Origin of the sequence: Caldimonas brevitalea (assembly GCF_001017435.1) — a bacterium.
In the GTDB taxonomy this organism is placed as follows: Bacteria; Pseudomonadota; Gammaproteobacteria; order Burkholderiales; family Burkholderiaceae_C; genus Caldimonas; species Caldimonas brevitalea.
The window spans coordinates 4,408,015-4,422,483 of record NZ_CP011371.1 but is presented as its reverse complement, the minus strand read 5'-3'; the positions used below and the strand labels follow the sequence as shown (position 1 = coordinate 4,422,483).

11 protein-coding genes are annotated in these 14,469 nt (G+C 67.9%); 4 read left to right on the top strand and 7 right to left on the bottom strand.

Annotation, left to right across the window (positions count from 1 at the left end; all coding sequences use genetic code 11):
* Window positions 1-39: 39 nt before the first annotated feature.
* Genes phnF through AAW51_RS18440 form a run of 3 tightly spaced genes read left to right on the top strand, consistent with a single transcriptional unit; the run spans window position 40 to window position 2,115 of the window.
* Complete coding sequence (phnF, locus tag AAW51_RS18450) at window positions 40-807, top strand: phosphonate metabolism transcriptional regulator PhnF (RefSeq protein WP_053013730.1); 768 nt, start codon at window positions 40-42, stop codon at window positions 805-807.
* A gap of 7 nt (window positions 808-814) precedes the next feature.
* Window positions 815-1,501 (top strand): DUF1045 domain-containing protein, encoded by a 687-nt coding sequence (locus AAW51_RS18445; protein WP_053013729.1) that lies wholly within the window; start codon window positions 815-817, stop codon window positions 1,499-1,501.
* Window positions 1,498-2,115: an AAA family ATPase gene (locus tag AAW51_RS18440; RefSeq protein WP_047195772.1), complete on the top strand. Its 618-nt coding sequence runs from the start codon at window positions 1,498-1,500 to the stop codon at window positions 2,113-2,115. The genes AAW51_RS18445 and AAW51_RS18440 overlap by 4 nt, the downstream gene beginning before the upstream one ends.
* On the opposite strand, the gene cynS is transcribed toward AAW51_RS18440, so the two are convergent.
* From cynS to AAW51_RS18415, 5 genes are read right to left on the bottom strand one after another with little or no spacing between them, the layout of a single operon-like run.
* Window positions 2,109-2,552 (bottom strand): cyanase, encoded by a 444-nt coding sequence (cynS, locus tag AAW51_RS18435; RefSeq protein WP_047195771.1) that lies wholly within the window; start codon window positions 2,550-2,552, stop codon window positions 2,109-2,111. The two genes, AAW51_RS18440 and cynS, sit on opposite strands and share 7 nt — an antisense overlap.
* Before the next feature lie 38 nt (window positions 2,553-2,590).
* A complete protein-coding gene (locus tag AAW51_RS18430) occupies window positions 2,591-3,526 on the bottom strand; it encodes an ABC transporter ATP-binding protein (RefSeq protein ID WP_047195770.1) in 936 nt (311 codons plus the stop codon).
* Entirely contained in the window at window positions 3,516-4,388 is an 873-nt protein-coding gene (gene ntrB, locus AAW51_RS18425; RefSeq protein WP_047198012.1) for a nitrate ABC transporter permease, read from the bottom strand. The genes AAW51_RS18430 and ntrB overlap by 11 nt, the downstream gene beginning before the upstream one ends.
* Before the next feature lie 58 nt (window positions 4,389-4,446).
* Entirely contained in the window at window positions 4,447-5,829 is a 1,383-nt protein-coding gene (locus AAW51_RS18420; protein ID WP_047195769.1) for a CmpA/NrtA family ABC transporter substrate-binding protein, read from the bottom strand.
* Between the two features lie 21 nt (window positions 5,830-5,850).
* Window positions 5,851-7,239, bottom strand: coding sequence for a CmpA/NrtA family ABC transporter substrate-binding protein (locus tag AAW51_RS18415; RefSeq protein WP_047195768.1), 1,389 nt, complete (start codon window positions 7,237-7,239; stop codon window positions 5,851-5,853).
* A 537-nt stretch (window positions 7,240-7,776) separates the two neighbouring features.
* On the opposite strand from AAW51_RS18415, the gene AAW51_RS28360 reads away from it, so the two are divergent.
* Window positions 7,777-10,827: a GAF domain-containing protein gene (locus tag AAW51_RS28360; protein ID WP_053013726.1), complete on the top strand. Its 3,051-nt coding sequence runs from the start codon at window positions 7,777-7,779 to the stop codon at window positions 10,825-10,827.
* 43 nt (window positions 10,828-10,870) lie between these two features.
* On the opposite strand, the gene glgX is transcribed toward AAW51_RS28360, so the two are convergent.
* Window positions 10,871-13,054: a glycogen debranching protein GlgX gene (glgX, locus tag AAW51_RS18405; RefSeq protein ID WP_047195767.1), complete on the bottom strand. Its 2,184-nt coding sequence runs from the start codon at window positions 13,052-13,054 to the stop codon at window positions 10,871-10,873.
* A gap of 223 nt (window positions 13,055-13,277) precedes the next feature.
* Window positions 13,278-14,312, bottom strand: a complete 1,035-nt coding sequence (locus tag AAW51_RS18400) for a purine-nucleoside phosphorylase (RefSeq protein ID WP_047195766.1) — start codon at window positions 14,310-14,312, stop codon at window positions 13,278-13,280.
* Window positions 14,313-14,469 lie beyond the last annotated feature (157 nt).

Here is a 14,469-nt window from a genome sequence, read left to right as displayed (position 1 = left end):
CTGCAGTGTGCAAGTGCTTGATGACAGATTGTTGAAGCGATGCTCAAAGACAGCTTGATGGAAGCCGATGCGGCCGCCGCGCCGTCATCGTCGTTGCGCCGCTGGGAGGCGATCGCCGCCGCGCTACGTGACGACATCACCGCCGGGCGTTTCCAGCCCGGCCAGTGCCTGCCCAACGAAACCGCGCTGGCCGCGCGCTTCGGCGTCAACCGCCACACGCTGCGACAGGCGGTGCGGTCGTTGGCCGACAGCGGCTTCGTCCGGGTGGTGCAGGGCCGCGGCACCTTCGTGCGCGAACTGGTGCTCGATTACGCGCTGCAGCGCCGCACGCGGTTGACCCAGAACCTGGCCGACTGCGGCGAGCAGGCCAGCCGTGAGCTGCGTTCGGCGCAACAGCAGCCGGCCGGCGGGTGGGCCGCCGCGCTGCGCCTGACGGCCCGGCAGAAGGTCGAGGTGCTGCAGACCCGGGCGACGGTGCGCGGCCGTGTCATTGGTCTGAGCACCTGCGCCTTCCCGCTGCCGCGCTTCGCCGGCATGGCGGCGGCCTTCGCCGAGACCGGTTCGGTCACCGAGTCGTTGCGCCGCTTCGGGGTGTCGGACTACACCCGCGCGCGCAGCATCGTCTCGTGCCGCATGCCCAGCGCAGTGGAAGCCGATGCGCTGGCGCGACCGGCGACGGCCCCGGTGCTGGTGGTGGACTACCTGAACGTCGACGCCGAAGGGCGCCCGGTCGAGGCCGGCATGACGCTGTTTGCATCCGACGCGGTGCAGCTCAGCGTCGTGCCTGATGACTTCGCCGGCGAGTGAGGCGAGCATGTACCGATACGCCGTCTACTACGTGCCGGCTGCTGAGCACCCGTTGTGGGAGGCCGGCTGCGCCTGGCTGCGATGCGACCCGGAACGCCCCGACGCCGCGTTGCGCCCCGTGAGCCACCCGGTGCCCGTGGGCGAACCTGCGCGCTATGGCTTCCACGCGACGCTGAAGGCGCCGCTGCGTCTGAGCAGCATCGATGCTGAGTCCGCCTGGCTGGAAGCGGTCGCTCGGCTTGCGAGTGACGTCCAGGCGTTCGAGATGCCGCGCCTGCAGGTCGCGATGCTGGGTGACTTCCTCGCCTTGCAACCGGTCGAGCCGCTGCAGGCGCAGCATCCGCTGCGCCGCTTGGCCGATGCCTGCGTGACCGACCTGGACCGGTTCCGCGCCCCGCCGGACCCGCGTGAACGGGCGCGCCGCAACATCGCCGCCCTCGACGCCCGGCAACGGGAACTGCTCGAGCGATACGGTTACCCCTATGTGCTCGACCGCTGGCGTTTCCACATGACGCTGAGCGACGGCCTGGGGCGCGACGGGGATGCACGACACGCGTCGTTCGCCGCCGCGGCCCGTGAGCATTTCGCCGCAGCGCTGTCGGTCCCGCTGCGCTGCGACCAGATCGCCGTGTTCGCCGAACCCGAGCCCGGTGCACCGTTTCGGGTCGTCCAGCGCTTTGCCTTAGCACCATGAGCGACCGTTTTGGTGTTGACGTCCCGGCCGAAGGCGCCGGGCTGATCTACGTGATGGGCCCCTCCGGGGCCGGCAAGGACACCTTGCTCGGTCGGCTCAGGGCGATGCTGCCGCCACACGCGCCTTTGCACATCGCGCGCCGCAGCCTGACGCGCGCGGTACAGCCGGGGGGCGAGGCGCACGAGCACGTGGCCGAGGCGGAAATGGACGGTCTGCTGGCGACGCGTGAGTTGGCGCTCTACTGGGAGGCCAATGGGTGTCGCTACGGCATCCGGTCCGAGGAGCTGGCGCCGCTGGCGCAAGGCCGCTGGGTGGTCGTGAACGGCTCGCGCGGCCATTGGGCCACCTTGCACGCGGCCGCACCGAAGGCGCTCGGGGTCCTGGTGCAGGCAGATCCGGAGGTGCTGGCCCAGCGACTGGCCCGACGGGGGCGGGAAGACGGTGCCGCGATGGCACTGCGGCTGCAGCGGGCCACCTCACTCGGCGCGCCGCCCGGCTGCGCGCTGGTGCTCGACAACAGCGGCCCCATCGAGCGCTGCGCCGAGCGCTTCCTGTCCTGGTGGCATTCGCTGCCGGTGCGCGTGCCCGCCGCGGCGCTCGGCCGTCCTCAGTAGGTCTTGTAGGGCAGGAACTTGCCCGACATCGTGATGCTGACCCGGTCGCCGGCCGGGTGCGGCTCGCGTTGCAGGTCCATCTTGAAGTCGATCGCGCTCATGATGCCGTCGCCAAACTCTTCATGGATCAGTTCCTTGAAGGTCGTGCCGTAGACGTTGATGAGTTCGTAGAAACGGTAGATCAACGGATCGGTCGGCACGCTGGTCGGCAGCGAACCCTTGTAGGGCACCACCGTGAGCCATCGCTGCTCGTCGGGCGTGAGGCCGAAGATCTCGCCGACGATGCCAGCCTGTTCGGCGGTGAGGGTCATCTGGCCGAGGCAGGCGGCCGTCGTCCACTCCTTGCTCTGGCCGACGCGGGCGGCCACATCGGCCCATTTGAGACCCTTGGCGACCTTGGTGGTGATGATCTTTTCGGTGACGTCGATGCGGCTCATGGCATGGCTCCTGTTGAAATGGGGGCGAATAGCAAAGTTCAGACCACGCGCGTCAGGTTGCCGCGCCCGGGCAGCGCGGCGGTCAGCACCGGTGGCTGTGCCGGCGCCTGCAGCCCGGGGGTGACGACGCTGGGCCTTGCCGGCGCGCGGCCGTGCGACAGCGTCGCGGCGCGCTTCACAAGAAAGTCCACCAGATGGTTGCGCAGCGGATAGTAATGAGGCTCGCGGTGCAGCGTGGTGCGGTCACGCTCGCGGGGCAGGGTGTTGACGACGATCTCGGCGATGCGTGCGCGCGGGCCGTTGCTCATCAGCAAGATCTTGTCGGCCAGCAGCAGCGCTTCGTCGACATCGTGCGTGATCATGAAGACCGTTTGGCGTGTCTTCGCGCAGATGCGCAGCAACTCGTCCTGGATGGTGCCGCGCGTCAGTGCGTCGAGTGCCCCGAAGGGTTCGTCGAGCAGCAGCATCTGGGGCTCGATCGCGAAAGCACGGGCGATGCCCACGCGCTGCTTCATGCCCCCCGACAGCGCAGCTGGCTTCTTGTCCAAAGCCGCGTCCAGCCCCACCAGCGAGACGTATTTGCGCACCTGGGCCTCGACCCGCTGGGCCGGCCATTCGGGCCAACGGCTGCGCACCGCGAACGCGATGTTGCGGCGCACGCTGAGCCAGGGCAGCAGGGCGTGGCCCTGGAACACCACACCCCGGTCCAGGCCGGGGCCGGTGAGGGCATGCCCCGCCAACGTCACGCGCCCGGCGCTGGGCCGCTCCAGGCCCGCCAGCACGTTGAGGATGGTGGTCTTGCCGCAGCCCGAATGCCCGATCAGGCAGACGAATTCGCCGGCCTCGACCTCGAAGCCGAGCTGCTCGAACACCGGCTCGCCCGCGCTGTCGGCCGCGTCGCCGAAGGCCTTGGCCAGGTGCTCGACCTGCAGGAAGGGCGTCGCGGCCCCGGACTTGGACGGATCATTCAGCATAGGTCACCATCTGCTGTAGGGCGGCAAACAACCGGTCGAGCAGCATGCCGACGCAGCCGATCACCAGGATCGCGAAGATCACGTTGGCGAGCGAGAGGTTGTTCCACTCGTTCCAGACGAAATAGCCGATGCCGGTACCGCCGACCAGCATCTCGGCCGCCACGATGACCAGCCAGGCGATGCCCATGCCGATGCGCATGCCGGTGAGGATGGTCGGCGCCGCGGCCGGCAGGATCACCTCGAAGGCGAGGCGCAACCGCGACACCTCCAGCGTGCGGGCGACGTTGAGCCATTCGCGCCGCACGGCCGAGACGCCGAAGGCGGTGTTGAGCAGCATCGGCCACAGCGAGCAGATGAAGATCACGAACACGCCCGAGATCGACGAGTCCTGGATGGTGTAGAGCGCGAGCGGCATCCAGGCCAGTGGCGAAATCGGCTTGAGCACCTGGATGAAGGGATCGAGGGCGCGGTAGACCAGCGGGCTCATGCCGATCAGAAAGCCGAGCGGCACGGCCACCAGCGCCGCGATGCCGAAACCCAGCCCGACGCGCAGCAGCGAGTGGCCCAGTTGCACCGCAATGCCCTTGTCGTTCGGGCCGGCGTCGCGGAAGGGGTCGGCGAGGTTGTCGAGCACCGCCTGGCCGATCTGGGCCGGCGTCGGGAAGCCGGCGCTCTTGGGAGTGGTGGTGCCATGGCCGAGCAGCTGCGCGTATTCGAGTTGCTCGGCCGTCATGTCGGCGCCCGGCGGGCCGTCGGCCGCCGCCGACGGCTGCGTCGCGACGTGCCAGACGGCCAGCAACAACAACAGCAGCAGCAGTGACAGCAGGGCCGAGAGCCATCGAAGGCGGCGTGGGGCGTTCATGGGTGGGTGTCCTCGGGCGTGCCGGAGGATTCCCGGTCGTGCTCGACCGGGAACCGCCTCAGGCCGTGTGATGGATCGCGAAGCTCTTCAGGTAGTCGTCCGGGCGGGCCGGATCGAACACCTTGCCCATGATCTTGGCCTTGCGGTAGGCGCCCTCCGGCGGCCGCCAACCGGCCATGCCCATCTGTTTCTTCGCGTCGGTCAGCATGAACACTTTCTCGGCGATCTGCGAGTAGTCGACGTCGCCTTTGAGGTAGCCCCAGCGTTTCATCTGCGTGAGCATCCAGACCGCCATGCTCTGCCACGGCACCGGGTCGAAGATGGCCCGGTCGGGCACCTTGCGGATGTTGCCGAGCCCGTCGGGGTATTCGCCGGTGAGCACCTGCGCCACCACCGCTTCCGGTTGGTTGAGGTAGGCGGGCGGCGCGATCAGCTTGGCCATGCGGGTGCGATCCGTCGATACGCTGGCGATGAACGATGCGCTGATGATGGCGCGGAACATCGCGGCAAAGGAGTTGGGATGCCGCTGGATGAAGTCTTCGGTCATGCCGAAGGCACAGCAGGGGTGCCCGTCCCAGATGTCTTTCGACAGCACGTGGATGAAGCCCACCTCGTCATAGACCGCGCGCTGGTTGTACGGGTCGGGGCCGAGAAAGCCGTCGATTTCGCCGTCCCGCAGCTTGGCCACCATCTCCGGCGGTGGCACGATGCGGATCTCGATGTCGGTGTCCGGGTTCAGACCATGTTCCGCGACGTAATAGCGCAGCAGGAAGTTGTGCATGCTGTAGACGAAGGGCACCCCCAGCTTGAAGCCTTTCCACTGCTTGGGATCACGCCGGCCCTTGTGCTTGATGTGCAGCGTGATGGCTTGGCCGTTGATGTTCTGGATGGTCGCGACCGACGTCGCCACCTTGGCCGAACCCAACCCCAAGGACATCGCCAGCGGCATCGGCGACAGGAAATGCGAGGCGTCGTGCTCCTTCTTGATCACCCGGTCGCGGATCAGCGCCCAGCCGGGGGTCTTCACCAGTTGCACGTTGATGCCCTGGTCGCGATAGCTGCCGAGCGGCTCGGCCATCAGCAGCGGCGTCGCGCAGGTGATGCTGACGAAGCCGATCTTCAAGTCCTTCTTCTCAGGCGTGGCGCGCTCCTGCGCCAGCGCCTGCAGCGTGCCGATGGGCAGCACGCTGCCGATCGCCGCGACGGCGGTGCTCCGCCCGACTGCTTTCAGGAAGGCGCGTCGTACCGTCTCGCGCGGAAAGATCGCTTTGATGAGGGCCGCCTCGAGGTAGCGGTTGCAGGTCTGCTCCAGCCCCTCGGAGGCGGTGGCCTCGGCCGTGCGCTCCGACGGCGAACCATGGTCGCGGCCGCAGGCGCAGCGCAGTCTCAAGGGCCGGTCGGCGTCATACGGGTCGAGGCCCGCGGTGGGGGTATGGTTCATGGGCTGTCCTGCCTTCCTACTTCATGCCGCGGTGCGGCGGATCGCAAAGCTGTTGACGTACTCGCGTGGGTGGTTCGGGTCGAACTCGCGCCCCATCACGACGATCTTGCGGCGCGGGGTCTCCGGCACCGTCTGCGACAACTGCTTCATGTGTTTTCGGGCGTCGGTCAGCAAGAACACCTTCTCGGCGATCTGCCGGTAGTCGACCTCGCCTTTGACGTAGCCCCAACGTTTCATCTGGGTCAGGATCCACACGGCCATGGCCTGCCAAGGCATTGGATCGAAGTCGGCCCGATCGGGTACTTGTCGCACGTTGCCCAGGCCATCGGCGTAACGGCCGGTCAGCACCTGCCGCACCACCGTCTCGGGTTGGTTGAGATAGGGGGGCGTGGAAATGACCTTGGCGATCAGCTCGCGGTGCTTGGGGTCGCGCGCCATGTCGGCGGCGGTGAGGATGGCGCGGTACAAGGCCGCGAACGTGTTGGGGTGCTGGCGGATGAAATCGGTATTGACCCCGAAGGCGCAGCAGGGATGGCCGTCCCAGATCTCTTTCGAGAGCACATGGATGAAGCCGGCCTCGTCGTAGACGGCGCGCTGGTTGAAGGGGTCCGGGCCGAGGAAGCCGTCGATGTTGCCGGCGCGCAGGTTGGCGACCATCTCGGCCGGCGGCGTGACGCGGATCTGCAGGTCGCGGTCGGGGTCCAGGCCGTGTTCGGCCACGTAGTAGCGCAGCAGCAGGTTGTGCATCGAGAACTCGAACGGCACTGCGAAGCGCATGCCCTTCCACTGCCGCGGGTCGCGTTTGTCCTTGTGTTTGACGTGCAGCGTGATGGCCTGCCCATTGATGTTCTGGATGGTGGCGACGCTGGTGGGCACCTGCGTCGAGCCCAGCCCCATCGAGATGGCCAACGGCATCGGCGACAGGTAGTGGGAGGCGTCGTGCTCCTTGTTGATCATCTTGTCGCGGATCAAGGCCCAGCCGGCGGTCTTGTTCAGCTGCACGTTCAAGCCCTGCTGCCGATAGAAGCCCATCGGGTCGGCCATGATCAGCGGGGTGGCGCAGGTGATGGCGATGAAGCCGATGCGCAAGTCTTTCTTCTCGAGCGGCGCCTTCTCCTGCGCCATGCTTTCCAGCGCGCCGAGCGGCAGCAGCGAGGCGATCGCCGCGCGCGCCGTGTCGGCTCCGACGGCCTGCAGGAAGCGGCGGCGCAGCGGCTCGTGCGGTAGCAGGGCCTTGACGAAGGCCGCTTCGACCGGGCCCACCGCGCGTGCCGGTGACGCCGGCGCGGTGCCGGTGGCCAGGTGCGAAGCGCCGTGGTCGACGCCGCAATGGCAACGCAGCCGCAAGGGGCGTTCAGCGTCGTAAGGGTCGTGTGGGCAGGCGTCGGTGTGGTGGTGGGTGTTGTTCATCTTGGTTCCCTGGATGCGTTCACACAAGGCTGCACGGCGCAACGCGTCCTCGGCCTGGGCAGGTCGTTGCCGAAGGACGCCGTCTGTCGTGTAGGTGTTGTGGCGAAGACCCGCTCCGGCGGCGACCGCGTAGGCGTCAAGGGGGCCCGGTGTCGCAGTCGCGCAGGGGAGGCGGGGATAGGGCTCGTCGTCGGTGGTACAGCTCCGGCAGGTGACGCACTGGCAAAAGCAGCAGGTGAGCACATCGGCCGGACGGGGAGCGCGGGCAGCCTCCTTGCTGCTCACCGGTCGGCCAACTTGGCGTAGCCGGATCATCAGACAACGTCTGGTAGCGCGGCGACTGTCAGAGATTGCAGGTGATGGCCGTTGATCCACCGCGAATGCGCGGGGTCAAGCGTCCTGCCGCTCGCCCGGCGCGAGTTCGCCATGCGGGTTTGCCATGGCTTGCATGTCTGGGCGAGGGACAGGTGGCGAGTGCACAATCAACCTCAGGCCGAGGCTTCGTGGTGCCCTCGGTCGTTCAGGGTAGACCGCAACATGGACAACGAGGACGGGTTCCCGAACGGCGCGCTGACCTTTCTTGCAGGTGGTGGCGACACCGGTGCACTGATACGGAGCCGAGACTGGTCCAACACGTCGCTCGGACCGCCCGCGCAGTGGCCCGCCCCGTTGCGAACGCTGCTGCGCCTGATGCTGCAGTCCCGGCAGCCCATGTTCACCGTCTGGGGCGCCGAGCGTGTGCTGGTCTACAACGACGGCTGCCGAGACTGGCTCGGCGAGCGCCATCCCCAGGCGATGGGGCAGGCGCTCGGGACCCTGGGCGACACGCTCGCGGGCCTGACCTCACTGGTCGAGCGGGCGTACGCCGGCGACTCGGTGCCACAGCACGACCTCCCCGTCATGTCGATCCCTGCGGGCACCGATCCGCAGGAGGCCAGCTACGCCTTCTCGTGTATTCCGGTGCGCGATGACCATGGTGTCGTCCGCGGCATCTTCTGCGCTGCCGCCGACACAGTCCCGGCCAGCGTCGAGCACAGCCTCAGAAGGAATGAGACTCGGCAAGCGTTTCTGCTCGCCTTCGGCGATCGCTTGCGCGAGCTGGGCGACGCGCGCGACATCATGGCCATGTCCTTGCAGTCGCTGGGACAGCACCTCCGTGCGTCGCGGGTGGGGTATGCGCAGGTGGACGACGGCGGCGATCGCTGCACCGTGCAATGCGACTGGGCCGTGGACGGCGTGCGGCGTCTGACCGGGCGGCGCCGACGCCTGAGCGATTTCGGTTTGCCTTTGATCCAGCGCCTGCGCGCCGGCGCCACTGTCAGCATCGCGGATGTGCGCACCGACCTTCTCACGGAAGGCGCAGCGGTCGCCGACGCCTATGCGCGCCTCGATGCCCGCGCTGCCTGCCTCGTGCCGCTGGTGAAGGACGGCCGCTTCGAGGCCATCCTGTTCGTGCACCAGCAGCAGCCCCGACACTGGCGCGAGGATGAGGCGGCGCTGGTGCGGGAGGTGGCGGAGCGCACCTGGGCGGCCGTCGAGCGCGCACGCGCCGAAGAGGCCCTGCGCGAAAGCGAGGCACGCTTTCGGGCAATGGCCGACCATGCGCCGGTGATGGTCTGGGTCGCCGATGCCAAGGGTTGTTGCACGTACCTGTCCCAGAGTTGGTACGAGTTCACCGGGCAGACGCCGTCGCTGGGCCTCGGGCGCGGCTGGATAGAGGCGCTGCACCCCGATGATCGCCATGCCACGCAGTCGGCCTTGCAGCACGTCGGCCTGCACCCCCATCCGTTCCGTCATGAATGCCGTTTGCGGCGTGCCGGTGCTTCCTCCTATTGCTGGGTGCTGAACTCCGCGGCGCCGCATTTCGGCGAGCGCGGCGAATTCCTCGGCTACGTCGGCTCGGTGATCGACATTTCGGACCGCAAGCGCACCGAACAGGCCCTGGCGCAGAGCAGCGACCGCCTCAAGCTGCTGTGGGCGTCCGCGCAGGTGATGCTGAACGCCAGCAACCCCAAGGCGATGCTGTCGCAGCTGTTCGAGAAGGTGGCGCCGCAGCTGCAGTTGGATTGCTATTTCAGCTTTATGCGCATGCCTGGCGAAGCGGCCCTCAACCTGTCGTCGTACACCGGGATCACGCAGGACGAGGCGCATGTGATCCAGCGCATCGAGTTCGGCCAGGGTGTCTGTGGCGCGGTGGCGCTCGAGCGCAAGCCCATCGTCGCGTCCTACATCCAGGAAAGCCGTGATCCGCGCACCGAAGGCGCGCGGCGCTTCGGGCTGCGTGCCTATGCCTGCATGCCGCTGGGCGACGGCGAGCGTTTGCTCGGCACGCTCTCGTTCGCCAGCCGCTCTCGCGACAGCTTCACCGACGACGACGTCGAGTTCCTCAGCACGATTGCGCGTTATGTCGCAATCGCGCACGAGCGCTTGCAGTTCGTCGACGATCTGCGCGAGGCGGACCGCCGCAAGGACTTGTTCCTCGCCACGCTCGCGCACGAGTTGCGCAACCCGCTGGCGCCCGTGCTGCAGGCGGTCCACATCCTCGGCATGCCGGCCGCCGGTGAGGCCGAGCGCAGCTGGAGCCGGCGTGTCATCGAGCGCCAGGTCCACAACATGAGCCTGCTGCTGGACGACTTGCTGGACGTGTCACGCATCACGCTCGGCAAGCTCCAACTCAAGAAGGAGCACGTGGCCCTGGGCGACGTGGTGCGCTCGGCCGTCGAGACGGCGCAGCCGTTGATCGACGCACGCCGCCACAGCCTGACGCTGGACCTGCCCTCCGAGCCGGTGTGGTTGCAGGCCGACCCGCTGCGCTTCGCGCAGATCCTGGCCAATTTGCTCACCAACGCCGCCAAGTACACCGACCCGGGCGGCCGATTGGTGCTGCGCGCACACTGCGAGGGCGGCGAGTTGTTCACGTCGGTGCGCGACAACGGCATCGGGCTCGAGCGCAGCGCCTTGCGCAGCATCTTCGGCATGTTCACCCAGGCCACCGCCTCGCTCGACCGGTCGCAAGGTGGCCTGGGCATCGGGCTGGCGCTGGTGCGCGGTCTGGTGGAGTTGCACGGCGGTGGCGTCGAGGCGCACAGCGAGGGGCCCGGGCGCGGCAGCGAGTTCATCGTGCGCCTACCGCTCGGGCGTGCCGGACACGGCGGACTGCCCGCGGCGACAACTTCCGGCGACGCGGTGCAGGCAGCGCGTACCCGCCGGGTGCTGGTGGCCGACGACAACCGCGATGCCGCCGAAACCTTGTCGGCCTTCCTGCAAATGCAGGGACACGACGTGCGGACCGCCTACGACGGACAGCAGGCGCTCGCGGTGGCGCAGGAGTTTCGCCCCGAGGTGTGTCTGCTCGACATCGGCATGCCCCGGCTGAACGGGTTCCAGGTGGCGAGCCGACTGCGCGAGACGCACGCGCGGCCGCCGGTGATGATCGCGCTGACCGGCTGGGGCCAGGAAGCCGACAAGCAGCGAACGCTGCAGGCCGGCTTCGACCGCCATTTCACCAAGCCGGTCGACCTCGGCACGCTCGAAAAGGCGATGCGCACCTTGCTGGAAGCGCCCAAGGGTCAGATGGCGGGGCCGTGAGGCCCGGCCGAAGCGCCGCAATCGCTGCGGCCCGCTCGCGCCGTCAACTCGGCTCGGTCAGCACCGTCTCCAGCTGGGCGAAGGTCTGCTCCGACTCGGCCGATGCGTCCAGCCTGAACAACAGCAGGGATCGTCCGGTGACCTGGTAGTGGTCGCCGATGCCGAACTCGGGAAGGCTGTCGCGCTCGGGCACATTGGTGTCGACCAGGCAGGTCCAGCGGCTGCCGCCCGGCACGTCGGGCAGCGTGAAGTCGACCAGGTCGTGCCAAGCGTTGAGCACCAGCAACAAGGTGGCGTCCGAGCCTCGCCGCGGAATGCCGGAAGCCTGCGCCCGGCCGTCGATCAACATGCCGAAACACCGCATCGACGGGTCATCCCACTGCTCGGGCGCCAGTTCTTTGCCGTCCGGGCAGAGCCAGCTGACGTCCTTGACCTGCAGGGTTTCGTTCCAGGCGCCGGTGAGGAAGCGATTGCGTCGCAACACCGGCAGCCCGTGCCGCAGGGCCAGCAGCTTGCGCACGAAGCCCGTCAGTCCGCGACCGCGCTCGTCGATGCCTTCCCAATCGATCCACGAGATTTCGTTGTCCTGGCAATAGGCATTGTTGTTGCCGTGCTGGGTGCGGCCGAACTCGTCGCCGGCCAGCACCATCGGCGTGCCTTGCGACAGCAGCAGCGTGGCCAGCAGGTTGCGTTTCTGGCGTTCGCGCAGGTCGGTCACCTCCGGATCGTCGGTCGGGCCTTCGACGCCGCAGTTCCAGGAACGGTTGTCGGAATGGCCGTCGCGGTTGTCTTCGCCGTTGGCCTCGTTGTGCTTGTCGTTGTAGCTGACCAGGTCGTTCAGCGTGAAGCCGTCGTGGGCGGTGATGAAATTCACGCTGGCCCAGGGGCGGCGGCCACGCCGGTTGAACTTGTCGCCGGACGCGGTGAGCCGCTTGGCCATCTCGGGCGCCAGGCCGTCGTCACCCTTCCAGAAGGCCCGTACCGTGTCGCGGAAGGTGTCGTTCCATTCCGCCCAACCTGGCGGGAAGCGGCCGACCTGGTAGCCGCCGGGGCCGCAGTCCCATGGCTCTGCGATCAGCTTGACGCTGGAGAGCACCGGATCTTGACGGCAGCTGTCGAGGAAGCCGCCGCCATCGTCGAAGCCGTGGGGCTCGCGCGCCAGGATGGTGGCGAGGTCGAAGCGGAAGCCGTCGATGTGCATCTCGGACGCCCAGTAGCGCAGGCTGTCGGTCACCATCTGCAGCACTCTAGGGTGGCTGAGGTTGAGCGTGTTGCCGGTGCCGGTGTCGTTGATGTAGTAACGCGGGTTGTCCGGCATCAGCCGGTAGTAGCTCGCGTTGTCGATGCCCTTGAAGGACAGCGTCGGGCCGAGCTCGTTGCCCTCGGGGGTGTGGTTGTAGACGACGTCGAGGATGACCTCGAGCCCGGCCGCATGGTAGCGATCGACCATGGCCTTGAACTCGTCCAGCCAGGGGGCGCTGAGGTAGCGCGGATCGACGGCGAAGAACCCCAGCGTGTCGTAGCCCCAGTAGTTGCGCAGCCCCTTCTCGAGCAGGTTTTGTTGGTCGACGACCATCTGGATCGGCAGCAGTTCGACCGACGTCACCCCGAGTTGCCGTATGCATTCGACCACCTCGTCCGAGGCGAAGCCGGCGAAGGTGCCACGCAAGTGTTCCGGCACGGCCGGGTGTCGCATGGTGTGACCTCGCACGTGGGTCTCGTAGATCACCGTGCGGTCCCAGGGCACGCGGATCCAGCTGGGTTGCTTCCACTCGAAGCGCGAGTCGACCACGACACACTTGGGCATGAAGGGCGCGCTGTCGCGTTCGTCGAAGCTGAGGTCGGCGTCGGGATGACCCAGCGTGTAGCCGAACAACTCGGGCGCCCAGCGCACCTGGCCCACATGGGCCTTCGAGTAGGGGTCGAGCACCAGCTTGTTCGGGTTGAAGCGATGCCCGGCTTCAGGCTCGTAAGGGCCGTGCACGCGGAACGCGTAGCGGGTGCCGGGGTGCAGCCCGCTCACATAGCCGTGCCACACCTCATCGGTGTACTCCGGCAAGGTGATGCGGGCGATTTCCCGCTCACCCGGTTCGTCGAACAAGCACAGCTCCACCTTGGTGGCGTGCGCCGAGAAGACAGCGAAATTGACGCCTTTGCCGTCATAGGTGGCACCGCGAGGAAAGGGCAGGCCTTCCTCCAGGCGGGAGGAGTCGAAGTCGTAGCTCATCAGTGTGGGTTTCCAGCGTGCGGGGAGCGCGCCGGCGGCGCCGGCGGCCAAGCATCGGAGCAATCGACGTGCCGTTTGCAGTGACCAAGCGGCGTGCCGCCTGGTCACGGTCGGGCTGTCTGGCTCGGGTGTCGGGCGGCACCCTGAACGGGCCTCGTGCTATGCGGTTCTCATGCACAGCGCAGGTGCGCCGTCCGCCGGTGGGGGCCCCAAACCGGTGGCCTCAACGCGGCACGCCTTCCTGCCAGAGCCCCCAGCGCGCGACGATGTCCCGCACCAGCGCACCGCCCGCGCGCTCCAGATTGCGCGTCGCCGGCACGAAACCGCCGGTCTGGCCTTGTGTCGACGCCATCAGCGACTGGTAGGCGCTTTGGCCGGGGTAGGGGCGGTCGAAGTTGGAGCCGGTGCGCAATACCGCCAGACGCTTCAGGTCGACCCGGCCGGCGGCAGCCGCACGCGCCAGGGCGTTGTAAGTCGCGTTGTCTTCCTGCTGGGTCGTGCAGTAGACGCCTTCGCCGTCGGTCAGCAAGCGCGTCCAGTCGCGCGCATGCTGCCCGAGCTTGTGACCGTGCCACCAGGTGTCGCCGGCCAGCGTGTCACATTGTGTGACGCGCGGCGGATGGTGGGCGGCCGGCTCGCGGTAGCGGCGCCGGTAGGCCCGCGCCTCGGCGCTGTCTTCGAGCGTCACGCCGCGGCTGAGCTCCAGCGCCTTTTGCAGCAAGGCTTCGTCGAGCCGGAACGCCTCGGTTCGGTAATCGAATTTCGGCTTCTCGCCCGGGCCGCGCGTCATGATGCCGAAATAGCCGGTGCGCCACGACGGCGGCATCTCGCGGGCGTCGATTTCGTGCGCGATGCCCACGTCCACCAGCCAGCGGGCCCAGGCCGCGGTGCCCAGCGTGCCCTGCGCCGGGTCGATGCCGGCAATGCCGGCGATCAAAAAATAGGTCTTGCGCAGGTCGAAGCGCGGGTCGAGCGTCACCGCCAAAGTGGAGGCCGCGGCGTTGGCGTGCCCCATGCCGGTGGTCAACAGGCAGACATCGTCGGTATTGCACCGCAGTGCAGGCGCATCCTGTGAGAGCCCCGGCACCGGCACCGCCTGCGTCAGCGCGAAGGGCGAGATCCACGGCGTCGCTTCCGGCTCGAACATCGTGATGATGAGCACCTTCAGCGGGCGCGGCGGCTCGCTCGCCTGCACGGCGGCCGTGGTGGCCAGGGCGAGCGCGGCGGCGCAGAGGCGGGCGACGGTCGGTATCTTCATCGGCTTCTCCTATTGGGCTACGCCGGGGCATCGTAGCCAGGCGATGGTGAAGGTCCGGCGCCTTTGCGTTTCCGGGTGTTGCTGCCGGCGCCTGCCCAGGCGGCGGCGGGTGTGCCACCCCCGCTGATGCGGTCCAAAGGCGCTTCTTCCACGAACC